Origin of the sequence: Nocardioides marmorisolisilvae, from assembly GCF_031656915.1 — a bacterium.
GTDB lineage: Bacteria > Actinomycetota > Actinomycetes > Propionibacteriales > Nocardioidaceae > Marmoricola > Marmoricola terrisoli.
In genome coordinates this window covers 3,816,689-3,837,831 of sequence record NZ_CP134227.1, presented here as the reverse complement: position 1 = coordinate 3,837,831, position 21,143 = coordinate 3,816,689, and the positions used below count along the sequence as shown (strand labels likewise).

24 protein-coding genes are annotated in these 21,143 nt (G+C 71.0%); 15 read left to right on the top strand and 9 right to left on the bottom strand.

The window, feature by feature from the left end:
- Positions 1–4: 4 nt before the first annotated feature.
- The gene (locus Q9R13_RS18395; RefSeq protein ID WP_310962625.1) at positions 5–619 is read left to right on the top strand and encodes an acetoacetate decarboxylase family protein; all 615 of its coding nucleotides are present in this window, start codon (positions 5–7) and stop codon (positions 617–619) included.
- A gap of 16 nt (positions 620–635) precedes the next feature.
- On the opposite strand, the gene Q9R13_RS18390 is transcribed toward Q9R13_RS18395, so the two are convergent.
- From Q9R13_RS18390 to Q9R13_RS18380, 3 genes are all read right to left on the bottom strand, one after another.
- Positions 636–851 (bottom strand): hypothetical protein, encoded by a 216-nt coding sequence (locus Q9R13_RS18390; protein ID WP_310962624.1) that lies wholly within the window; start codon positions 849–851, stop codon positions 636–638.
- A gap of 69 nt (positions 852–920) precedes the next feature.
- Positions 921–2,042: a fatty acid desaturase family protein gene (locus Q9R13_RS18385; protein ID WP_310962623.1), complete on the bottom strand. Its 1,122-nt coding sequence runs from the start codon at positions 2,040–2,042 to the stop codon at positions 921–923.
- Positions 2,043–2,063: 21 nt separating this feature from the next.
- On the bottom strand, positions 2,064–3,215 hold the full coding sequence (locus Q9R13_RS18380; protein ID WP_310962621.1) for a ferredoxin reductase: 1,152 nt from the start codon (positions 3,213–3,215) through the stop codon (positions 2,064–2,066).
- 153 nt (positions 3,216–3,368) lie between these two features.
- Here Q9R13_RS18380 and Q9R13_RS18375 point away from each other — a divergent pair, with 153 nt between their 5' ends.
- From Q9R13_RS18375 to Q9R13_RS18355, 5 genes are read left to right on the top strand one after another with little or no spacing between them, the layout of a single operon-like run.
- Entirely contained in the window at positions 3,369–4,019 is a 651-nt protein-coding gene (locus tag Q9R13_RS18375; RefSeq protein WP_310962620.1) for a TetR family transcriptional regulator, read from the top strand.
- Between the two features lie 10 nt (positions 4,020–4,029).
- The gene (locus Q9R13_RS18370) at positions 4,030–4,974 is read left to right on the top strand and encodes a glycosyltransferase family 2 protein (RefSeq protein WP_310962618.1); all 945 of its coding nucleotides are present in this window, start codon (positions 4,030–4,032) and stop codon (positions 4,972–4,974) included.
- Entirely contained in the window at positions 4,971–5,723 is a 753-nt protein-coding gene (locus Q9R13_RS18365; protein ID WP_310962616.1) for a sulfotransferase domain-containing protein, read from the top strand. The genes Q9R13_RS18370 and Q9R13_RS18365 overlap by 4 nt, the downstream gene beginning before the upstream one ends.
- A 10-nt stretch (positions 5,724–5,733) precedes the next feature.
- Complete coding sequence (gene rffA, locus Q9R13_RS18360; protein ID WP_310962615.1) at positions 5,734–6,900, top strand: dTDP-4-amino-4,6-dideoxygalactose transaminase; 1,167 nt, start codon at positions 5,734–5,736, stop codon at positions 6,898–6,900.
- Positions 6,893–7,639 carry a class I SAM-dependent methyltransferase gene (locus tag Q9R13_RS18355; protein WP_310965119.1) on the top strand — a complete coding sequence of 249 codons (747 nt, stop codon included), beginning with the start codon at positions 6,893–6,895 and terminating at the stop codon, positions 7,637–7,639. Before rffA ends, Q9R13_RS18355 begins: the two co-directional genes overlap by 8 nt.
- Before the next feature lie 10 nt (positions 7,640–7,649).
- Here Q9R13_RS18355 and Q9R13_RS18350 read toward each other — a convergent pair whose 3' ends face one another.
- Positions 7,650–8,318, bottom strand: a complete 669-nt coding sequence (locus Q9R13_RS18350; RefSeq protein ID WP_310962614.1) for an SDR family oxidoreductase — start codon at positions 8,316–8,318, stop codon at positions 7,650–7,652.
- Complete coding sequence (locus tag Q9R13_RS18345) at positions 8,318–9,286, bottom strand: zinc-binding dehydrogenase (protein ID WP_310962613.1); 969 nt, start codon at positions 9,284–9,286, stop codon at positions 8,318–8,320. The genes Q9R13_RS18350 and Q9R13_RS18345 overlap by 1 nt, the downstream gene beginning before the upstream one ends.
- Before the next feature lie 108 nt (positions 9,287–9,394).
- Between Q9R13_RS18345 and Q9R13_RS18340 the strand changes: the two genes are divergently transcribed.
- Both Q9R13_RS18340 and Q9R13_RS18335 read left to right on the top strand, forming a co-directional pair.
- On the top strand, positions 9,395–11,371 hold the full coding sequence (locus Q9R13_RS18340) for a histidine kinase (RefSeq protein ID WP_310962612.1): 1,977 nt from the start codon (positions 9,395–9,397) through the stop codon (positions 11,369–11,371).
- Positions 11,368–12,039, top strand: coding sequence for a response regulator transcription factor (locus tag Q9R13_RS18335; RefSeq protein ID WP_310962611.1), 672 nt, complete (start codon positions 11,368–11,370; stop codon positions 12,037–12,039). Before Q9R13_RS18340 ends, Q9R13_RS18335 begins: the two co-directional genes overlap by 4 nt.
- Before the next feature lie 16 nt (positions 12,040–12,055).
- On the opposite strand, the gene Q9R13_RS18330 is transcribed toward Q9R13_RS18335, so the two are convergent.
- Together Q9R13_RS18330 and sodN are read right to left on the bottom strand one after the other, a co-directional pair.
- Entirely contained in the window at positions 12,056–12,718 is a 663-nt protein-coding gene (locus tag Q9R13_RS18330) for a Type 1 glutamine amidotransferase-like domain-containing protein (protein WP_310962610.1), read from the bottom strand.
- Between the two features lie 626 nt (positions 12,719–13,344).
- On the bottom strand, positions 13,345–13,746 hold the full coding sequence (gene sodN / locus Q9R13_RS18325; RefSeq protein WP_310962609.1) for a superoxide dismutase, Ni: 402 nt from the start codon (positions 13,744–13,746) through the stop codon (positions 13,345–13,347).
- Positions 13,747–13,858: 112 nt separating this feature from the next.
- On the opposite strand from sodN, the gene Q9R13_RS18320 reads away from it, so the two are divergent.
- From Q9R13_RS18320 to Q9R13_RS18300, 5 genes are all read left to right on the top strand, one after another.
- A complete protein-coding gene (locus Q9R13_RS18320; protein WP_310962607.1) occupies positions 13,859–14,164 on the top strand; it encodes a S24/S26 family peptidase in 306 nt (101 codons plus the stop codon).
- 212 nt (positions 14,165–14,376) lie between these two features.
- Positions 14,377–15,555 (top strand): NAD(P)-dependent malic enzyme, encoded by a 1,179-nt coding sequence (locus tag Q9R13_RS18315; protein ID WP_310962606.1) that lies wholly within the window; start codon positions 14,377–14,379, stop codon positions 15,553–15,555.
- Between the two features lie 60 nt (positions 15,556–15,615).
- Positions 15,616–15,984 carry an ATP-binding protein gene (locus Q9R13_RS18310; RefSeq protein ID WP_310962605.1) on the top strand — a complete coding sequence of 123 codons (369 nt, stop codon included), beginning with the start codon at positions 15,616–15,618 and terminating at the stop codon, positions 15,982–15,984.
- 2 nt (positions 15,985–15,986) lie between these two features.
- Positions 15,987–16,763: an RNA polymerase sigma factor SigF gene (locus Q9R13_RS18305; RefSeq protein WP_310962604.1), complete on the top strand. Its 777-nt coding sequence runs from the start codon at positions 15,987–15,989 to the stop codon at positions 16,761–16,763.
- 60 nt (positions 16,764–16,823) lie between these two features.
- Complete coding sequence (locus Q9R13_RS18300) at positions 16,824–17,465, top strand: UdgX family uracil-DNA binding protein (RefSeq protein WP_310962603.1); 642 nt, start codon at positions 16,824–16,826, stop codon at positions 17,463–17,465.
- 26 nt (positions 17,466–17,491) lie between these two features.
- Here Q9R13_RS18300 and Q9R13_RS18295 read toward each other — a convergent pair whose 3' ends face one another.
- Positions 17,492–17,968 (bottom strand): hypothetical protein, encoded by a 477-nt coding sequence (locus tag Q9R13_RS18295; RefSeq protein ID WP_310962602.1) that lies wholly within the window; start codon positions 17,966–17,968, stop codon positions 17,492–17,494.
- A 324-nt stretch (positions 17,969–18,292) separates the two neighbouring features.
- On the opposite strand from Q9R13_RS18295, the gene Q9R13_RS18290 reads away from it, so the two are divergent.
- Complete coding sequence (locus Q9R13_RS18290; RefSeq protein WP_310962601.1) at positions 18,293–18,544, top strand: WhiB family transcriptional regulator; 252 nt, start codon at positions 18,293–18,295, stop codon at positions 18,542–18,544.
- A 35-nt stretch (positions 18,545–18,579) separates the two neighbouring features.
- Here the strand turns inward: Q9R13_RS18290 and Q9R13_RS18285 are convergent, their stop codons facing one another.
- Positions 18,580–20,112, bottom strand: a complete 1,533-nt coding sequence (locus Q9R13_RS18285) for a sensor histidine kinase (protein ID WP_310965118.1) — start codon at positions 20,110–20,112, stop codon at positions 18,580–18,582.
- 136 nt (positions 20,113–20,248) lie between these two features.
- Between Q9R13_RS18285 and Q9R13_RS18280 the strand changes: the two genes are divergently transcribed.
- Positions 20,249–21,136: a DUF2785 domain-containing protein gene (locus Q9R13_RS18280; RefSeq protein WP_310962600.1), complete on the top strand. Its 888-nt coding sequence runs from the start codon at positions 20,249–20,251 to the stop codon at positions 21,134–21,136.
- The last annotated feature ends 7 nt before the right edge of the window (positions 21,137–21,143 follow it).

Genomic DNA, 21,143 nt, shown 5'->3' with positions numbered 1-21,143 from the left:
AGACATGACCGACTCCTATCCCCCTGCTCCGTGGCACATGGTGGGGCAGCTGTGGCTGTCGCTCTTCCGCGTCCGTGACGCGATCGACGAGCGCCGGCCAGCGGGCACCTACGGAGTGGCATTCGTCGGCTACGAGGAGGGCAGCCCGCTGACCTACTCCGAGCTGCTGGTGGCCAGGCCGGTCAAGCACCCGGTGAAGGCGGTGTCGATCACCGATATCTGGGTCGACTCGCCCGCGTCGGTCGCCGGCGGGCGGGAGCTGTGGGCGATCCCGAAGGGGCTGGCGGACTTCACTCGCGAGTCCCGCCGCCGGGCTGCGCTCAGCACCACCGCCTGGTCGGCCTCGGTCGGCGGCACACCGACGGTGGCCGCCCGGTTCACCGACGTGTCCCACCTCGCTCCACGGCTGCCGTTCAAGGGCGCGACCTGGCAGCCGGGCCTGACCGAGGGCATCGGCGCGCACGGCGGCGACAGGACGGCCGCGCTGACCGGATCGTCGCGGACGCTGCCCTGCGCCGCCGTCTGGGACTTCAACCCCGGAGGGCCGCTCGGCTGGCTCGCCGGCCGACGGCCACTCGCGTCGTTCCGGATGACCGACTTCTCGATGAGCTTCGGCTGAACCGAGGCCGGCTGCCCTACTCGCCGACCGACTCGTCGTGATCCTCGCCGGCACGCCGGGCGGCGTCACGGATCTCGAACAGGTCCGTCGCCAGGCCACCGAGTGCCCCGGCCACGTCGCGGACCGCACCGGTCAGCACCGTCGCCACCTGACCCACCGTCCCGGCGGTTGCCTCGACCGCGCTCTGCACCGCGTCCTTGCGGATCTCTGCCTTGCTGAGGTGGTCGTTCATGGCACCAGTCTCCCGCGGTCCGCGACGTCCGGGCAACGTGTCCGCTGTCTCAGCCGGTCTCAGCCAGTCTCAGGCGGCCACCGGCTCGGACACCGGGGCCGCGGTCGGCTCGCGGTCCGTCGTACGCCGGGGCGGCAGTGCGAGCCGGATGATCTTGCGGGCCACGCTGCCGAGCTGCTGGCGCAGCGAGCCGGTGTTGTACTCCAGGCCATAGCGCTCGCAGACCTCCCGGACCTCCGCCGCGATCTGCGGGTAGCGCCGCGCCGGCAGGTCGGGGAAGAGGTGGTGCTCGATCTGGTGCGAGAGGTTGCCGCTCATGATGTGGAAGAGCGGGCTCCCGGAGATGTTCGCCGAGCCGAGCACCTGGCGGTAGTACCAGTGACCGCGCGACTCGGTGGGCCCGTCGGGGCCGTCCTCGTCGAGGCACTCCGCCTCGGTGAAGCTCTCCACCCCGGCGGGGAAGTGACCGCAGAAGATGATGTTGAACGCCCAGACATTGCGGACCAGGTTCGCGATGGCGTTGCCGGCGAACGTCAGCGGGAACAGCGGCCCGGTCAGCGCCGGGAACAGCAGGTAGTCCTTGAGCGCCTGGCGCTTCACCTTGCGCATGATTCCCGCGTGCAGAGCGCGGTTCTCCTCCAACGTGCGGGTGCCCTTGACGAGGTTCTCGACCTCGAGATCGTGCAGCGCGACACCCCACTCGAAGAAGACCATGAGCAGGAAGGCGTAGAGCGGGTTGCCCAAGTAGTAGGGGTGCCAGGGCTGGTCCTCGTCCATCCGCAGCACGCCGTACCCGATGTCCCGGTCCTTGCCCAGGATGTTGGTGAAGGTGTGGTGGATGTAGTTGTGGCTGTACTTCCACTGCGCGCTGGGGCAGACGTTGTCCCACTCGAACATCCGTGAGTTGAGCCCGGGGTCGCCCATCCAGTCGTACTGCCCGTGCATCACGTTGTGGCCGATCTCCATGTTGTCGAGGATCTTGGAGAGGCTCAGCGCGGCCACGGCAAGCGGCCAGGCGGGCGGCAGGTACATCAGGGCGCGGCCAGCCACCTCGAGCTGGCGCTGCCGCTTCAGGACGCCGCGGATGTACGTCGCGTCCTCCTCGCCGAGGTCGGCCAGGATGCGCTGGCGAATCGAGTCCATCTCCTTGCCGAAGGCGTGGAGCTGGTCAGGGGTGAGCTTGGTGGTCATGGTGTTCCTCTCGAGATGGGGTCAGAGGTCGACGGTGCAGCTGCCGACCGGGGCGTTGACGCAGATGCGGATGTCCTCGTCGGGGAGCGAGGACTCCTCACCGGTGAGCACGTTGCGGACCGTGCCGTCGGTCTTGCGTGCGGTGCAGGAGAAGCAGATGCCCATCCGGCAGCCGAACTCCGGACGGAGCCCGGCGGCCTCGGCCTGCTCGAGGATGCTGGCGCCGGTGTTCGCCGCGGTGGCGTCACTGCGCGCGAAGGTCAGGTCGCCCGCCGCGGAGCCGGTCGCGACGGTCGGCGGCTTGAAGAACTCCACGCGGAGACGGCTGCCGGAGGTGTCGGTCGGGCTGACGCCGTACGCCGCGGAGACGAGCTCGACCATGCCGGCCGGTCCGCAGGCCCACGTGTCGACCTCGCGGAAGTCGGGCACGATCCGGGTCAGCAACTGCTCACTGAACAGCTGATCACCGTGAAAGAGGCGTACGTCGACGCCGTTGTCGCCGGCGTCGATCCCGGCCAGCTCGGCGGCGAAGATCTGGTCCTCGGCCGACCGTGCGAAGTGCAGGAACGTCACCCGTCGGTTGACGTGGCCGTCGTAGCCGTCACGAAGGAGGGTGCGCACCATCGACATCGCCGGGGTGATCCCGGAGCCGCCGGTGATGAACAGCAGGTGCCTGTTGGTCGGTGTCGCCGGGGACTCGGTGAGAGTGAACTCGCCCTCTGCCTGGCTCAGGTGCAGCACCTGTCCGGGCCGTGCCCGGTGGACCAGGAACTTCGACACCTGACCCTCGTCGTGCGCCCGAATCGTCAAGGTGAATCGTTCCCCGGGCGCAGAGGCCGCCGAGGAGATCGAGAAGCAGCGGGTCAGTCGCCGGGCACTGCCGGGGAGCTCGACGCCCACCTGCACGTACTGGCCGGCCCGGTGCCCGCGCCAGGTGGACGTCGGCTGCAGCGTGAGCGTGGCCACCGCGGCGCCCCCGCTGTCCGGGTTCTCCCGCTGTACGTCGACGACGCGGGCGCGCACCTCGGTCGCGGCCCACATCGGGTTGATCAGCTCCAGGTACCGGTCGACGCCGTGCGGCGACGTGAGTGCTGCCACGGCTGGGGAGCGCAGCAGCCGTTCGGCCAAGGTGGTGGTCTGGGTCATCATCGCTCTCGCAGGTTCAGTGAACATCTGTCCACTCAACTGTGCCCGACCGCCGTCGGCACGGTCAAGGACCGGGCGCGTGACGCCGACCACGCCAGGCACGACTGTTCTCCGACTGGCCCCGATCGGGCATCGGGCCGGCCGCGCTCTCGGTGGCGGCGAATCGCTAGGGTGGACATCGTGACCGAGACCGAGGTCCCGGGCGGCACCCGGGTCGAGCGCAAGGAGCGCACCCGCCGAGCGATCCTCGACGCCGCGCTGCGGCTGTCCGGGGATGGGGGGCTGTCGGCACTGTCGCTGCGCCAGGTGGCTCGGGAGGTGGGGGTGGTTCCGACCGCGTTCTACCGGCACTTCGCCTCGGTCGACGAGCTCGGGCTGACCCTGGTCGACGAGTCCTTCGCCTCGCTGCGCGGCGTCCTGCGCGACGTGCGCCAGGGCGAGTCCGCGCCCCGCGAGGTCATCGCCCGATCGGTGCAGGTGCTCGACGAGCACGTGAGGGTGCATCGCGAGCACTTCGCCTTCATCGCCCGCGAGCGCACCGCCGGGCCGCCCGCGGTACGGCGCGCCGTACGGCACCAGCTGGAGCTGGTCGAGCGCGAGCTCGCCATCGACCTCGCCCAGGTCACCGGCTCGCGCTGGTCGTCCGACGACCTGCGGGTGCTGTCGAACCTGATCGTGAACGCGATGGTGGCGACCGCGGAGGACATCCTCGCCGCCGACGGTCGCCCGGCCGTAGAGGCGGAGGTGCGCCGCCGAGCGGCCACGCAGCTGCGGATGGTCGTCGTCGGAGCGCTGCGGTGGCGTTCGGACCACACTGACCCTCCCGGTTAGAGTGTCCGCCGTGCCTAGGACGGATCGCGGCGACCTCACCTACTCGCTCGTGGTCCCGGTCTTCAACAGCGAGCGCATCGTCGGGCGCACGATCGAGCAGATCGTCTCGACCTTCGAGGGCGCCGGTCTGCGCTACGAGCTGGTTCTGGTCAACGACGGCAGCTCGGACCGCAGCTGGGACGTCATCGCCGAAGAGGCCCGGCGGAACCCGCACCTGATCGCGATCAACCTGCTGCACAACTACGGGCAGCACCACGCGAACTTGGCCGGTATGCGCGAGACCACCGGCGACTACGTGATCACCCTCGACGACGACCTGCAGAACCCGCCCGACCAGGCGCTGCTCCTGATCGACGAGGCATTGACCGGCAAGGACGTCGTCTTCGGCAGGTTCGAGGCGAAGCAGGCGTCGCTGGTCCGCCGGCTCGGCAGTGGTGCGATCGGCATGCTCAACCGGCGGATCTTCGGGCAGCCCAGCGACCTCACCGTGTCCAACTTCAGGATCCTGCGTCGGGACGTCGTCGACCGGATCTGCGCCTCGCGCACGGCGCACCCCTACATCACCGGGCAGGCGCTTCTCTACTCGCACAACCGCTCCAACGTGCTGGTCCGTCACGACGTCCGGGCCGAGGGCAAGAGCAACTACAGCCTGCGCCGGATCCTGCGCCTGGTACTGACGATCCTGTTCAGCTATTCCTCGTTCCCACTCCGCGCGGCGGCGTTCGCGGGCTTCGTGGTCGCGGTCCTCAGCTTCGTGCTGGGCGCGGCCTACTTCGTCAAGGGCCTCTTCGATGGTGCCGTGGTCCCCGGCTGGACCACGCTCGTCGTGCTGCTCGCCTTCTTCAACGGAGTGACGATCGCGCTGCTCTCCATGCTGGGCGAGTACGTCGTCCGCACCCTCAACGCGGTGGCCACCACGGAGACCTACGTGGTGCGGGAGAGGATCGGCCGGTGACCCGTCACCTCCTGGTCATCGGTGGGCAACGCTGCGGTACGACGACGCTGCACGGCATCCTCGACAGCCATCCCGACATCGCCATGGCCCGCCCGGTCCGGCCCGAGCCGAAGGTGTTCTGCTCCGACGAGGCCACGGACCGCGGTCTGGAGTGGTACCGCGCCACCTGGTTCTCCCACGCCCGCGACGAGGAGTTGCTGGGCGACAAGAGCACCAGCTACATCGAGGACCCGCTGGCGCCCGCGCGCGCCGCCCGGATGCTCGGCGATCCCGAGGTCGTCGCGATCCTGCGCGATCCCGTCGAGCGCGCCGTGTCCAACTGGCGCTTCAGCACTGACAACGGCTTCGAGGACCGGCCTCTCGAGGTGGCGCTGCGGGACAACCTCGCGAACAGCGGGACCTGGGACCGCGCGGCCACGTCGGTCTCGCCGTACGCCTATCTCGAGCGCGGCCGGTACGTCGACCACCTGGCCCCGTGGCTGGACCAGTTCCCCCGGACCCACGTCCTGTTCCTGGCCGACCTGCTGGGGACCGCGGGCGAGGCCGACCGGCTGTTCGGTGCGCTCGGCGTACGGACCGGTCTGGTCGAGCAGCGACCGGCTCCGGCGCTCAACCGCAGCAAGAGCCCGACCGACGGCCCGCCCGCGACGCTGGTCCGAGCGATCCGCGACTACTTCTCCGACTCGGACACCGCGCTCGCCGAGGTCCTCGGGCGCGAGCTGCCGTGGCGAGAGCAGAACCCCACGTGAGGAGCATCCGATGAGCAGTCTTCCCCTGATCCCGTTCAACGTCCCGGCCGTCGAGGGTCGGGAGCTGGACTACGTCCGGGAGTCGATCGAGAGCGGCCGGGTCTCGTCCGGTGGCCCGTTCAGCGGTCGTGCCGCCGCACTTCTCCGTGACGCCACCGGTGCGGAGGAGGTGATGCTGACCACCTCGTGCACGGCGGCCCTCGAGCTGTCCGCGATGATGCTCGATCTCGAGCCCGGCGACACCGTGATCGTGCCGTCGTTCACCTTCACCGCCACCGCGCTGGCCTTCGCCCGTCAGGGTGCCCGGCTGGTCTTCTGCGACATCGAGCCGACCACGCTCGGGATCGACCCCGCGCACCTCGCCACGCTCATCGACGACCACGTCCGGGCCGTGGTGATCGTCCACTACGCGGGGGTCGCCTGCGACGTCGACGGCATCCGGGAGGTGTTGGCCGACCGGCCCGACATCACGCTCGTCGAGGACAACGCGCACGGCTTGTTCGCCACCCTGCGCGACCAGCCACTGGGCAGCTTCGGGCGGTTCTCCACCCAGAGCTTCCACGAGACGAAGAACTTCATCTGCGGCGAGGGCGGGGCGATCATCCTCAACGAGGCGCGTGACATCGACCGCGCCCGGGTGCTCTACGACAAGGGCACCAACCGGCAGGCCTTCCTGCACGGCGAGGTGGACAAGTACACCTGGCAGGACAACGGATCGTCCTTCGGCGTCTCGGACACCCTCGCCGCCTACCTGCTCGGACAGCTGGAGCAGCGCGATCGGATCCAGGGCAAGCGGCGTGCGCTGCACGAGCGCTATCGCGCGCTCCTCGAGTCGCACACCGACCGCCTCGACTTCCGCCTCGCCGCCGACCTGCCGGACCGGGAGTCGGCCTGGCACATGTTCTATCTGCTGCTGCCCGACCAGGAGACCCGCAACGGAGTGCTGGCCGCGATGCGCGAGGACGGCGTGCAGGCGACGTTCCACTATGTCCCCCTGCACAGCTCCGCCGGCGGCCGGTCGTTCGCCGCTCGCGACACCGAATGCCCGGTGACCGACGACATCAGCGGTCGGCTGCTGCGGCTGCCCTTCCACAACAACCTCTCCGAGGACGACAGCCGACGGGTCGCGGAGTCGTTCCTGTCGGCCGTGGAGAAGGTGGGGACCGGTCATCACTGAGCAGAGGCGACCGCGCGATCTCGCGGAACAGGGTCAGGGCTCCTCGTCGCTGTCCCAGCCCGACTACTGGTGGTACCGCGCCCGCGCCGCGCTGCTGGAGCGCGCGCTGGGCGACTTCCTCGGGTCACCCGAGCAGGTGCTCGACGTGGGCAGCGCCGACGGCCCGAGCGTCGGCTGGGTGCAGGCCCGCGGCGGCCGGCGCACCTGTGTGGATGTCGACCCTCGGGGCCTTCAGGCCGGCTCCGGCATCTGTGCGTCCGCCGAGGCGCTGCCGATCCGCGACGGGTCCTTCGACGCCGTGGTCGCCTTCGACGTGGTCGAGCACTGTGCGGACGAGGCCACCGCGCTGGCCGAGCTCACCCGGGTGCTCCGGCCCGGCGGCCGGATGCTGATCTCGGTCCCGGCGTACCTCTGGGCGTGGACCGACCACGACGTAAGAGCCGGGCACCACACCCGCTACACGCGACCGCGGATCGTCGCCGCGATGACGAACGCCGGGCTGACGATCGACCGCGCGACGTACGGCTTCACCGCGGTGTTCCCATTCTTCGTCGCCGAGCGCCTGGTACGCCGGCTGCGGGGCCGCCGGGGCGCACCTGCGTCGGGCGTGCCTCAGGTGAGTCCGCGGACCGACCGGATGCTGATGGGTCTGTCCCGGGTCGACCAGCGGCTGCTGGGCAACCGTGATCTTCCGTTCGGCTCCTCGGTGTTCGTCGCCGCGCACAAGCCGACGCGCTGACCGGCGTACCTCAGCGCGGGCGGATCACGAGATCCGGCACGGTCGCGTCGGGACCGAGGTCGATGATCCGCACGATCGCCTCGGCGACGGTCTCGGGACGGATCCACGCAGCCTCGTCGTACGCAGCGCCTTCCTGGGCGTGTACCTGCTCCTGCATTCGCGTGGCAGTCCGCCCCGGATAGACGGTGCTCACCCGGACGCCGTACTCGGCCTCCTCCTGCCGCAGCGCGTCGGCGAAGCCACGGAGGCCGAACTTCGCCGCGTTGTACGACGCCCAGCCGGGGTTGGCCCTCAGCCCCGACCCGGAGTTGACGAAGACGTGCGTTCCGCCACCCTGGCGGACCGGCTCCAGCAGCGCGCGGGTGAGCAGCATCGGCGCCACCAGGTCGACCGTCACGGTGCGAGCCAGGCTCCCGGGGCTGCTGTCGGCGACCGGGGCGACATCGACCACACCCGCGGAGTGCACCACGGAGTCGAGTCGCTCGGGCAGGTCCGGCAGGTCGACCGCTCCCGCAAGGTCGGCGACCACCGTCCGACAGCCGGCGAACCGCTCCCGGAGCAGCGCCGCACGCGCCTCGTTGCGGGCCAGCAGCACCAGGTCGTCGCCGCGCTCGTGCAGCAGCGTGGCGAGCACCTCGCCGATCCCGGAGGTGGCGCCGGTGACGAAGTGGGTGGCCATCAGCGGGTGAAGACGATCTTGCCGAACACGTCGCCCTCCGCCATCGCGGAGAAGCCGTCGCGCGCCTCCTCCATCGGCAGCACCCGGTCCACGAGCGGGCTCGTGCCGCTGGCGTCGAGCAGGTTGACCAGCGCGGCCAGCTCGTCGCGGGTGCCCATGGTGGATCCGATCACCTGCAGCTGCAGGAAGAAGATCCGGGTCAACTCGGCGTCGTCGAGCTTCGGACCTGACGTGGTGCCGGAGATGACGATCTTCCCGCCGGGTCGCAGTGATCGGATCGAGTGCGACCAGGTGGCCCGACCCACGGTCTCCATCACTGCGTCCACCTTGACCGGCAGCCGAGCACCCGACTCGAACACGTCGTGCGCGCCGAGCTCGAGGGCCTTGGCGCGCTTGGCCTCGTCGCGGCTGGTCGCCAGCACCCGGAGTCCGCCCGCCCGGGCCAGGGTGATCAGCGCGGTGGCGACGCCGCCGCCGGCCCCCTGCACCAGCACGGTCTCACCCGCCTTCAGACCGCCCTGGGTGAACAGCATCCGGTAGGCGGTCAGCCACGCGGTCGGCAGGCACGCGGCCTCCTCGAACGACATCGAGGCCGGCTTGGGCACCACGTTGCGCCGCGGTACGACGACCTTGTCCGCGAACGTCCCCTGGTGCCGCTCGGAGAGCAGCGACCGCCTCGGGTCGAAGGTTTCGTCACCGGTCCAGTCGGGGTCGCTGACGACGGCGTGGACGACGACCTCGTTGCCGTCCTCGTCGTACCCGGCCGCATCGCAGCCGAGGATCATCGGCAGCTGCTCCTGCTTGAGACCCACACCGCGCAGCGACCAGAGGTCGTGGTGGTTGAGCGAGGCGGCCTTCACGGTGACCGTTGCCCAGCCCTCCGGGGCCTGCGGGTCGGGCCGCTCGCCGACCACCAGGCCGGACAGCGGGTCGTCGGAGGAGAAGGACTCGGCGTACACGGCGAACATGCGTGCCACGCTACCGGCCCACGGGCGCGGCATCCGGGGTGGCTCCCTCCCCGCTGCATCCTCCGGAAGGGCGGGTGGCCGGGCCTTGACGGCCCTATCCTGACGCGGGTGACCAGCATTTCGCCGCGGGTCGACCGCGCCGATCGACTGATCGCCGCGGGCTTCGTCGGCGGCGCGCTGGTCGAGGCCGCCGTACGGTCGCACGGCCGGCCGGAGGAGCTCGCCCTCGGCTGTCTGGGGTCCGGGGTCTTCGTGGTACTTGCCTTCCGCCGGGCACGACCGCTGGCCACGATGACGATCTTCACGATGCTCGGCCTGGCCTGGTCCGCGGTCCAGGCCCGGCTCACGCCACATGCCTCAGCAGACTCCGGGGTCGTGGTGCTGGCCGTCCTGGTCGCGGCGTACGCCGTGGGCGCGTACGGCGACCGCCGTCAGCTGCTCCTCGGTGCACCCCAGCCGCTGCTGCTCATCCTGGGCGTCGACCTGTTGCAGCCGACCAGCGAGTCGCTGCCCAGCGTGGTGCCGTTCGCCGCGCTCTTCGCCGCCGCCATCCCGGTCACGGCCGGACGGCTGGCGCGGGGCCGAGCCGAGCTGGTCGAGGGTCTCGAGGCACAGGCACGCGAGCTGGAGGCGCGGCGCGAGGCACAGCCCGCCGCCGTCCTCGCCCGGGAGCGGTTGCGGCTGGCTGAGCAGTTCCACGCGACCCTGGTCTCGGGCATGCGTGACCTCGCCGCCCGGGTCGAGACGACGGCCGACGGGCCGCTGACCGACGGCCGTCAGGTCGGCGGGATCGAGCACGCCGCCCGGCAGCTGCTGGCCCGCACGCGCGAGGCCGTAGTCGCCCTGGCAGGTGAGCCTGTCCCCTCCGCCGTCGAGGCCGACACGGCCCCTCCGTTCCGGCGACCGCGGCCGGACCTGCAACCCTGGACAGCACTTGCGGCCGCAGCGCTGGGTGCGGGTCTCACCATCGAGCTTCCCCAGCTCCCGATGCAGGTCCCGGGGCCGCTGGCGGTGCTGACCTGCGCGATCGTCGCGGTTCCCCTCGCTCTCGCCTGGCTCGCTCCGCTGGCGATGACAGCCACGTTGTGGGTGCTGGTCGCGGCGTTCGACGCCCTGATCGCACCACTGGACACGAGCTTCACCGCGATCGGCCTCGCGTTCGTGCCGCCGTTCGCGGTGGCGGCGCTCGCCACCCGCCGCCGTGCGGCGGCCGGCCTGCTCATCTGTGGACTCGGTGAGCTGACCTGCTTCGGGCCAGCCGGCCTCGCCGACGCAGCGGTGATCCTGGTGCTCGCGTGGGTCGCGGGATCGGTCATCCAGGAGCGCAGCCGGCTGGCCGACCAGCTGGACCGCAACGCGCAACTGCTGGCCGAACAACGCGAGACGGCAGAGCGACACGCGGTCGCCGAGGAGCGGGGGCGGCTCGCCCGTGAGCTCCACGACGCATTGGGGCACAGCCTGACCGTGGTCGCGCTGCAGGCCGAGGCGGCACGGCGGCTGTGGGACACCGACCGGGCCCGGGCCGCCGGACTCGTCGAGGTGATCCGCGCGACGACCAGGGACGGTCTCGCCGACCTCGACGCCGGATTCGCGCCGTGGCCGGCTCCCGACCGGGTCGGCACGACGGCAGCCTTGCGCGAACTGGTCTGCCGGGCGCGCTCCGCGGGTCTGCACGTCGAGGCCGACGTTGACCTCGATGACGACCTCCTCGGGCCCGAGGCGCACGTCGTGGTCCACCGGGTGCTGCAGGAGGCGCTCACGAACGTCCTCAAGCACGCACCGGGCGCGCTGGTCCGGGTCCAGGTCGGGCGGTCCGGACGGCAGGTCGCCGTCGCGGTCGCCAACACGCGGGGCGGCCCGAGCCGGGGACCCGACGGGTCGGGCCACGGGCTGAGCGGCATGCAGACCCGCGTCGTGGCCTGCGGCGGGCAGCTGAACTGGGCCCGCCGCCCCGATGGCGGGTTCCTGGTCCGCGCCGCGCTGCCGATCGCCGAGCCCGCGGGCATCGCGGTGACAGTGCCCGTCCCGACCAGGACACCCGGCCCGAGCGGCCTGATGGGTCCGGCGACGCCGGCGGTCCCATGATCCGGGTGGCCATCGCCGACGACCAGGGTCTCGTCCGCGCCGCCATCCGGATGATCCTCGAGACCGAGCTCGACCTGACCGTGGTCGGCGAGGCCCGTGACGGCGACGAGGCGATCGCGCTGGTTGCGCACACGCGTCCCGACGTGCTGCTCCTCGACGTGCAGATGCCCGGTAGGGACGGGCTCTCCGCACTGCGTGAGCTGGTGCCGACCCATCCGGCCACCGCCGTACTCATGCTGACGACGTTCGACCTCGATGAGTACGTCTACAAGGCGCTGCGCGCCGGAGCCGTGGGGTTCCTGCTCAAGGACATGCCGGGAGACGAGGTGGTGACGGCGATCCGTCAGGCCGCGGGCGGCCGCGACGGGCTGCTGGCCCCCGCGCTCACCCGACGGCTCATCGCGCGGTTCACTGCTCAGCCGGCCCGATCTTCCACGGCACTGCTCGATGGCCTGACGCCGCGCGAGATCGAGGTGCTCGGGCTGATCGCGCGCGGTCTGTCGAACGCCGAGATCGCCGAGGGCCTGGTGATCAGCGAGACCACCGTGAAGACCCACGTCGCCCGGGTGCTGATGAAGCTCGGACTGCGCGACCGGGTCCAGGCGGCCATCTTCGCCCACGAGACCGGCCTGGCCGGGCTCGGATCCGGCACCTCGGTGCCCGAGTAGCCGGCCCGCCGAAGGGCTACGAGCCGAACCGCATCCACTGCCCCTCGGAGACCACCTCGATCGAGCCGTCGTCGACCTTGATCGCCGTCTGCTCGTCGATCGCGTACGCCGGCCCACCGATGTCGGCCGCCCAGCGCGCCGCCGCGGCCATGGTGTTCTCGGGGAACGCGCCCAGGTGAGGGAAGATCGAGAAGTCGACGACTCCCAGGGTGCGGTCGTCGGGCGCGGACGGCCACTCGACGAAGTCCGGCCCGATCCGGGGTGTCAACACCATGCTGCCCGCACTCACCCCCAGCCAGACCGTGTCCGTCAGCGACGGCAGCAGGTCGGCGAGCCCGGACTGCCGCATCCAGTGGCACAGATAGCTCGCGTCGCCGCCGTCCACGAGCAGCAGGTCGGCCTCCCGGACCCACGGCACCCATCGCTGGGCGCCGACCGTGGGCAGCGCGGTGAGCTCAAGGACGCCGAGCGACCCCCAGCCCAAACCCGTCGACCCCGCCCATCGCGGCCCTGCCGCCACGAAGCCGCGCACCGAGGCCGGCCCGCACATCGGGTGTCCCCACTGCGCGGTCGGCACGCAGAGGGCCCGGCATTCGGATATCGGCTTGCCGAGGAGGTCGACGAGCGCTGCGTCGATGCTCGGGTTGGTGACGCCGCCCGAGGTGAGCAGGAGCTTCACGGTGTCGTCCTGTGGGAACGAGAGCGGACTGTTCTCCGCGGGGACCGAGGCCGGAACGAGCTAGGGCGTTCTCCCAAGCCGCGGCGGATGGCCTGCTCAGGCATTCTTGGTCGCCTCGTAGGACCGCCTGGACGGCTATTGGGGGCGGTCGACCGAAGATGAGGTGTGACACTGCGGAAACGCCTCTGACGGCGCTTGGCGATGATCGGCATTTCTCGTCCTTCGTGCGGACTCTGTGCGGACAGCAGATCGCGACAAACATCAGGCGGGGCGCTGGGTCTCATGTTCCACCGCGCGCCTGCCACGAGGAAACGGACCGATCGTCTTCACCGGCTCGCCGCTGGATCTCGTCCAACAGCTCGGGAGGGAACCGGACGGGGATCGGAGCGGTGAGCCGCGCGGTGCGTCGGTATGCGGCGTCTCGGTCGAGCAAGTCCAGATCGTCCTGGGCCACGCCTCGGCGGTCATCACGCCGCGCACCTATGCGCACCTGTTCCCAGGCGACACGACCGGACCCGGAACGCGCTCGACGCCGCCCTGTTGCCCCTGACCGAAGACCCGGACAGTGGACGGACAGTAGCGGCGCCGAAGCAGTGTTCTCGCAGGTCAGATGGGTGTGACCTCGCTCAGGCCTTCTTGGTCTCCCAGAAGATCTTCGCGATCTCGTCGATCTTCGCGAGCAGCTGGTCGGCGGCCTCAGCGTCCAGGGACCCCTTGGTGCCGCTGGCCCCGGCGAGCTTGGTGGCCTCGTTGAAGAGCGTGTGCAGCTGCGGGTACTTCTCGAAGTGCGGGGCCTTGAAGTAGTCGGTCCACAGCACCCAGAGGTGGTGCTTGACCAGCTCGGAACGCTGTTCCTTGATGATGATCGCGCGGGTGCGGAAGTCAGCGTCGTCGCTGTCGTTCGCCTTCGCGATGATCGCCTTGACCGACTCTGCCTCGATCCGGGCCTGCGCCGGGTCGTAGACGCCGCACGGAAGGTCGCAGTGGGCCCGAACCTCGATCGTCGGGGCGAACAGCTTGTGGAACATCCGGATCTGTCCTCTCGCATTGGTACGTCGGCGGCGCGGGTGCACCGCCTGTGGCGAAGCATGTCCTGCGACACTACTCCGACCAGCGCGCGTACCCCGAGGAGAGGTGGCCATGCGACCGGCCCACGGCATCGCGGTCGTCCGTGGACGCTCGATGCTGCCGACACTGCGCGACGGGGACCGGCTGCTGGTCCGGTACGGCGCTCTCCCGCGGGTCGGCCGGCTCGCGATCGTCCGACTGCCCGACGGGGTGGTCTCGGTCAAGCGCCTCCATCTGGTCGATGACGAGGGCTACTGGTTCGGCCGCGACAACCCGTCGGAGGGGCTCGACTCGTGGAGCTTCGGCCGGGCGGCGACGCGCGATGACGTCCTGGCGGCGGTACGCTGCCGGCTCTGGCCCAGACCGGGCCGGCCCTGACCCGCCGGCAGGTGTCTGATCCGCCACATCGACCCACCAGAGGGCGCCGTACCGGACGGCCTGTGGGACACTGGGTTCGGGTCACCCCCACAGCAGTCAGTCTCCGCGGGCTCAACACTCGGGCCGGCGTCGAGCCGCACCGCTCTGCTCACCGGAATCCCCGGTGCCACCGACCCATCTTCGAAAGCCCGCTCATGGTTGCAACTGAGGCAATGCCAGAAATCGAGAACCCCCACGCCGACGATCCCGTCTTCGCCCTGCACGAGGGCGGGAAGATGGCGGTGAGCCTCACCGTCCCGCTGCACGGCCCGGACGAGCTGTCGATGGCCTACACCCCCGGCGTGGCCCGCGTCTGCGAGGCGATCGCGGACGACCCGTCGCTCGCCGACGACTACACCTGGGTGCCGAACACCGTCGCCGTGGTCACGGACGGGACCGCGGTGCTCGGCCTGGGCGACATCGGGCCGCGCGCAGCGATGCCCGTGATGGAGGGCAAGGCGGTGCTCTTCAAGCAGTTCGGCGGTATCGACGCGGTGCCGCTGTGCCTGGACACCACCGACGTCGACGAGATCATCGAGACCGTCGTGCGGCTGGCCCCGAGCTTCGGTGGCATCAACCTCGAGGACATCTCGGCGCCACGCTGCTTCGAGATCGAGGAACGACTCAAGCAGCAGTTGGACATCCCGGTCTTCCACGACGACCAGCACGGCACGGCGGTCGTGGTCCTGGCCGCCCTCCAGAACGCGCTGCGCCTGACCGACCGGCTGATCGAGACCAGCCGCGTGGTGGTGTCCGGTGCGGGTGCGGCCGGGGTCGCGGTCACCCGGATCCTGCTCGCTGTGGGTCTGCGTGACGTCGCCGTGCTGGACCGGCGCGGGGTGCTGCACTCCTCTCGGGTGGACCTCAACGACTCCAAGCGGGCACTGGCCGCGGACACCGCCGACCTGACGGGGCGCACCGGCAGCCTGGCCGACGCGATGGCCGAGGCCGACGTCTTCATCGGGCTGTCCGGCGGCACCGTCCCCGAACAGGTGGTGGCCACGATGGCGGACGACGCGATCATCTTCGGGCTCGCCAACCCGACGCCGGAGGTGCTGCCGGAGGTGGCGCACCGGCACGCCCGGGTCGTCGCCACCGGCCGATCGGACTTCGCCAACCAGATCAACAACGTGCTGGCCTTCCCCGGGATCTTCCGCGGGGCGTTCGACTGCCGCGCGACCGCCATCACCGAGGGGATGAAGCTCGCGGCGGCGAACGCGCTGGCCGCGATCGTGGCGGACGAGGCCACCGAGGGCCTCATCATCCCGTCTCCGTTCGACCCCCGGGTCGCCCCCACGGTGGCAGCAGCAGTTGCTGAGGCGGCACGACGTGACGGCGTCGCCCGCCGCTGAACAGTGCCGGCGAGCGCTTAGGGTGGGGCGGAGAACCCCGCTCCTGCAGAGGACCCATCAGTGAACGTCGCCGAGCTGCACCTTCCCGCCGAGTCCGCCTACGTGGCAGTGCTCAGGATGACGACCGCCGGTCTGGCCGCACGCGTCGACTTCACCCTCGACGACATCGAGGAGGTCCGGATGGCGGTGGGTGAGGCCTGTGCGCTGGTGCTCCCCGGGGCTCGTGAGGACGGGGTGCTGCGTGCCCGCTTCGAGCTCGGCGCCGGCACCATCAAGGTGACCGTCTCAGCGGACACCGACGACAGCGAGGGTCCTGACCTGGACAGCTTCGGCTGGCAGGTGCTGGCGGCGCTGGTCGACGACCTGGCCGCGGGGCACCGGTCCGGCGCACACTACGTCTCGTTCGCGGTGACGTCCGAGACTGCCTGACGATGACGGGGGACGAGGGGGACACCCGGACGCTGCGGGAGCGTAGCGCCACGCTCTTCGAGGAGTACCTCGACCCGACGACCTCCGACCTGCGCCGGCTCGAGTGCCGCGATGCGCTGGTCCGGCTGCACCTACCGCTCGTCGACCACTGTGCCCGCCGTTTCCTCAACCGGGGCGAGCCACTCGACGACCTCGTCCAGGTCGGCACGATCGGCCTGATCAAGTCGGTCGACCGGTTCGATGCCGGGCGCGGGGTGGAGTTCTCCACCTACGCCACACCGACGATCATCGGCGAGATCAAGCGACACTTCCGCGACAAGGGCTGGGCGATCCGGGTTCCCCGCCGACTCCAGGAGCTGCGGCTCGCCATCGGCGGTGTGACCGGCGACCTCTCCCAGCTGCTGGGCCGCTCCCCCACGCCCGCGGAGATCGCCGAGCGGCTCGGGACCACCGTGGAGGAGGTCCTCGAGGGCCTCGAGTCAGCGAACGCCTACTCCACGCTCTCGCTCGACGCCGGCGAGAGCGAGGGCCCCGGACCGATCCTCGACTCGATCGGCGAGGTGGACGACTCCCTGGAGCACATCGAGATTCGCGAGTCGATCCGACCGCTGCTCGTCGTACTCCCCGAGCGGGAGAAGCGGATCCTGCTGCTGCGCTTCTTCCACGGCATGACCCAGTCCCAGATCGCTGACGAGATCGGCGTCTCGCAGATGCACGTGTCGCGGCTGCTGAACCGCACCCTCACCCGTCTGCGGGACCAGCTCCACCAACCCTCCTGAGCCTGCGCCGAAGCGCCGGCCGGGCGGTTGTCGGCCGGTCGGAGTGGGTACTTCCTCCAGATGTCCGAGAGTGGTGCGGCACCGTGGGTGCCCGAGAGTGCCCACGACCTGGCCGACCTGCGCACCGCCGCACGCGAGTGCGAGGGCTGTGAGCTGCACATCGATGCCACGCAGGTGGTGATGGGCGACGGTCCTACACCCGCTCGGCTGATGCTGGTCGGGGAGCAGCCCGGCGACCAGGAGGACCGGATCGGCGAGCCTTTCGTCGGGCCGGCGGGACGGCTGCTCGACAAGGCCCTGGCCGCCGCCGGGCTCCGGCACGAGGACGTGTTCGTGACCAATGCCGTCAAGCACTTCCGGTTCGCCACGGTCGGCAAGCGCCGGATCCACAAGTCCCCCACTCGTGCGCACGTCGTGGCCTGTCGCCCGTGGCTCGACGCCGAGTTGTCGCTGGTGCGGCCGGAGGGAGTGGTGTTGCTCGGCGCCACCGCTGGCGGAGCGCTGTACGGCGGCGGCTTCCGGATCGGCCAGTTGCGGGGTCGGCTGCAGTCCTGGCCGCTGGACGACCGACCGCATCCGTGGGCCCCTCCGTGGGTAGTGCCGACCGTGCACCCGTCGTCGGTGCTCCGATCACGTCACCGCGACGAGGACCTCCGGGCGCTCGTCGCCGACCTCGAGGTGGCGGCGGACCAGCTTCGATGAGCCCGCGCCGTGTCGCAGGCCGGCGCTCAGCGGTCCCACGGATGCGGCTCGTCGCTGCCGTCCGCGTGATGGTCATCGCGCTCATGGCGGTCGTGCCGGTCGCGCTCCAGTGCGTCGATCGAGGCGGGGTGCAGGACGCCGGCGAGCACGATCAGGGCGACCACCGCCGCGCTGATCGCCATCGCCAGCGAGTCGTGCCGGACCCCCCAGGCGAGTCCCAGCAGCATCAGCTGGGAGAGCAGCACCGGCCCGCGGGCCCAGCTCCGGGCGGAGTGCATCCCCCACGAGCAGAACCCGAGGGCGACGCCGTACGCGACGAAGAAGACGGCACTGCTGGCACCCATGGCCAGTCGGTCGCCACTGGTCCGCGTCGCCTCGGCGAGCCCGAAGAGCAGCACCAGAAGGCCCTCGACAAGCACCAGTCCCGCCGCTGCCCGCAATGGTGCAGGCACGCGGCGGCCCGCCGAGTCCGCCTCGGGGGGGTCGTGGTCCTCCGGCAGCATGGAAGCGAGCCTAGTCACCCGTCGATGCCACGAGCACGGGCGGCCCGAGCACGCGGTCGCGGGCCCGGCCCCGCCTGCCGATGCGCCGGTCAGCGGCCCTGTCGACCGGTGCGTACGACGTCCCGGGAGACTGCTGTGACCAACGTGACCATCCTGGGGGGTTGTGCAGACGCGCCAGGGTTGACAGCATCGAGTCTGTCGCGAGGCCCCCGAAGGGATCCGGCCTGCGACAACCCGCCCACCCAGCAAGCAAATGGGCTGGAGTCGGGCCCAACTTCGTGAAAGCATTCACGTTGTCACTGTGTAGATGAGGAGCAATCCGCCGTGGATTGGCGTCACGTCGCTGCGTGCCTCGACGAGGACCCGGAGCTGTTCTTTCCGATCGGCAACACCGGTCCCGCGATCATGCAGATCGAGGAGGCCAAGCAGGTCTGCCGTCGCTGCGAGGTGCGCGAGCAGTGCCTCGCGTGGGCTCTCGAGGCCGGGCAGGACCACGGTGTCTGGGGCGGCCTCAGCGAGGACGAGCGGCGCGCTCTGAAGCGCCGCAACGCGCGCGCCCGGGTTCGCACCGCCTGACTCGACACGCGGACACAGTCGGCACAGTCGGGCGGCTACCCGGTGGGCACCGTGAGCGTCACCCGAGTGCCCACTCCCGCGCGGACACCCGCGCGGGGCCTCACCGCGGCCGGGCCGAACGCGATCGTGCCGCCCATCTCCCCCACCAGCGTCTGGACGATCGACAACCCCAGGCTGACCCGCGTGGCAGGGTCGAAGTCGACCGGCAGGCCGACGCCGTCATCGACGACCTCCACGCTGAGGACCTCGAGCGCAGCCGCGCGCTCTGAGCCCGCCACGACCGCCGGTCCCTTCGGGTCGACCGACTCCGAGCGCCTGCACCGGATCACGATCTGACCCGATCGGCCGTCCGGATACCCGTGCTCGACCGCGTTCTGGACCAGCTCGGTCATCATCATCGCCAGCGGAGTCGCCACGTCGGAGGTGATCGTCCCGAAGGACCCTTCGCGGCTGATCCGGACCGCGTCCCGCCCGCCGACGTCGGCGATCAGGCCGATCAGCTGGTCGGCGACCGCGTCGAACTGCACGGTCTCGTCGAAGGACTGGCTCAGCGTCTCGTGCACCACGGCGATCGCGGCGACCCGCCGTACCGCCTCGTCGAGGGCCGTCCGGCCCGAGTCGCTGCCCAGCCGACGGGCTTGGAGCCGCAGCAGTGCGGCGACCGTCTGCAGGTTGTTCTTGACCCGGTGGTGGATCTCCCGGATGGTCGCGTCCTTGGTGAGCAGCTCGCGGTCGCGGCGACGCAGGTCGGTGACGTCGCGCAGCAGCACCAGCGCGCCCGTGTGCTCGCCCCCGGGGAACAGCGGGATCGACCGCAGTGCCACGGTCGCCTCTCCGTTGCCGAGCTCGGTGTCCCGCGGTAGCCGGCCCCCGAGCGCGGCCGACAGGGTCTCCTCGTCGAGGCGCTGCCGGGCCGGGACCAGGGCACGGGTCACGTCGGCGAGCACCTGGCCGGCCAGGTCGCCGGTCAGGCCCAGTCGACGGTAGACCGAGAGCGCGTTCGGGCTGGCGTAGCCGACCCGGCCGGTCGCGTCGAGCCGGATGAAGCCGTCTCCCACCCGAGGGGAGTCGGCGTGGTCGCCGCGCTGGCCAGGCTGGGGCAGCAGCCCTCCGGCCACCATCTGGGACAGCTCCGCGGCTGCCTGCAGATAGCTGAGCTCCAGCCGCGACGGCGTCCTGACCCCGTGCAGGTTGGTGTTCCGGGCGACCACCCCGATGACCCTGTCCGCTCGGCGTACCGGGATGGCCTCCACCCGGACCGGGACGTCGTCGCGCCACTCCGGGTCGCCCTCTCGCGCGATCCGCCCGTCGTCGTACGCCGTGTCCAGCAGCGGCCGGGTGCTGCGCGCGACGAAGCTGCCCACGACGTCGTCGACGATCGCGGTCGGCCCGGTGGTCGGCCGCATCTGCGCGGCCGCCCAGAAGCCGGAGTCGTCCCGGTCCGGCAGCCACAGGACGAGGTCGGCGAACGACAGATCAGCCAGGATCTGCCAGTCGGCGAGCAGCAGCGACAACCAGGCCCGGTCGTCGGCATCCAGGTGGGTGTGCGCCCGCACCACGTCGCTCATCGATGGCACCTGCCGCAGCCTATGCCGTCGCCGGAGTGGTCGTGGCGGGTGATCGGCGTGCGAAGAGGCCCCGACCTGCGCCCTGCGAGCGCACCCCTGCTGGGCGTCGCGGGCCGGGAACGGGCAAGATGGACCAATGGTCTCCGCGTTCTGGCAGCAGGTGGTGGCGGACGGCCTGAACGTCCCGACGGACCGCCCCCTGGACGAGATGACCGTCGAGCTGACCACGATGCTGGGCGACCCCGACCCCGCAGTGCGCGACGGCATCGGGTACCCGACGCTGGCCACCTGGATCGAGGGCGGGGTGTACGACGACCTGCTTCCCGGCCTCGGCGACGGAATGGCGGTCGGCCTGGAGCGCGGGCTCGGCGAGTCCGGCACCGACGCCGTGTTCACCCGGAGCTTCTCGGCACTGGTCCTGGCCGAGTGCATCGAGCGCGACACCCGCGCCGGGCTGGTACCCGCCGACCGGATCCTGCGGTGGGGCGACCGGCTGATGACCTGGTTCCTCCGCGAGCGCGACCTGCGCGGCTTCGTCCCCGGCAAGGGCTGGGCGCACGCGGTGGCCCACGGCGCCGACTGCCTCGGTGCCCTTGCCCGCTCCCCCCACCTGGGCCGCAACGAGCTCACCGTCCTGCTGGACGTGGTGGCCGACCGGCTGCTGCTGGCCACGGACACCATCTTCACCGCCGGCGAGCCGGACCGGCTCGCGGTTGCGGTGATGCAGGTGTTGCGCCGCGAACTGCTCGACCTCAAGCTGCTCGAGCCCTGGGTGGCGCGGATCGCCGCCGGGGCGGTGCCGGCGGGGGATGCCGACCACGACCCCTTCCGGCACGCGGGGAACGCCCAGGCGTTTCTGCGCAGCCTGCACCTCCAGCTCGCGCTCGGGGTACCGCAGCCGCAGCTGCGGTCGGACCTGCTGCTGGTGCTGATCGAGCATCTGCGAGCCAGCAACCCGTGGCTCTTCACCCCCGAGGACGACCGCGAAGGGGCGAGCGCCCGCGACGCTCGTACCGCGCAGTAGCCTGCGC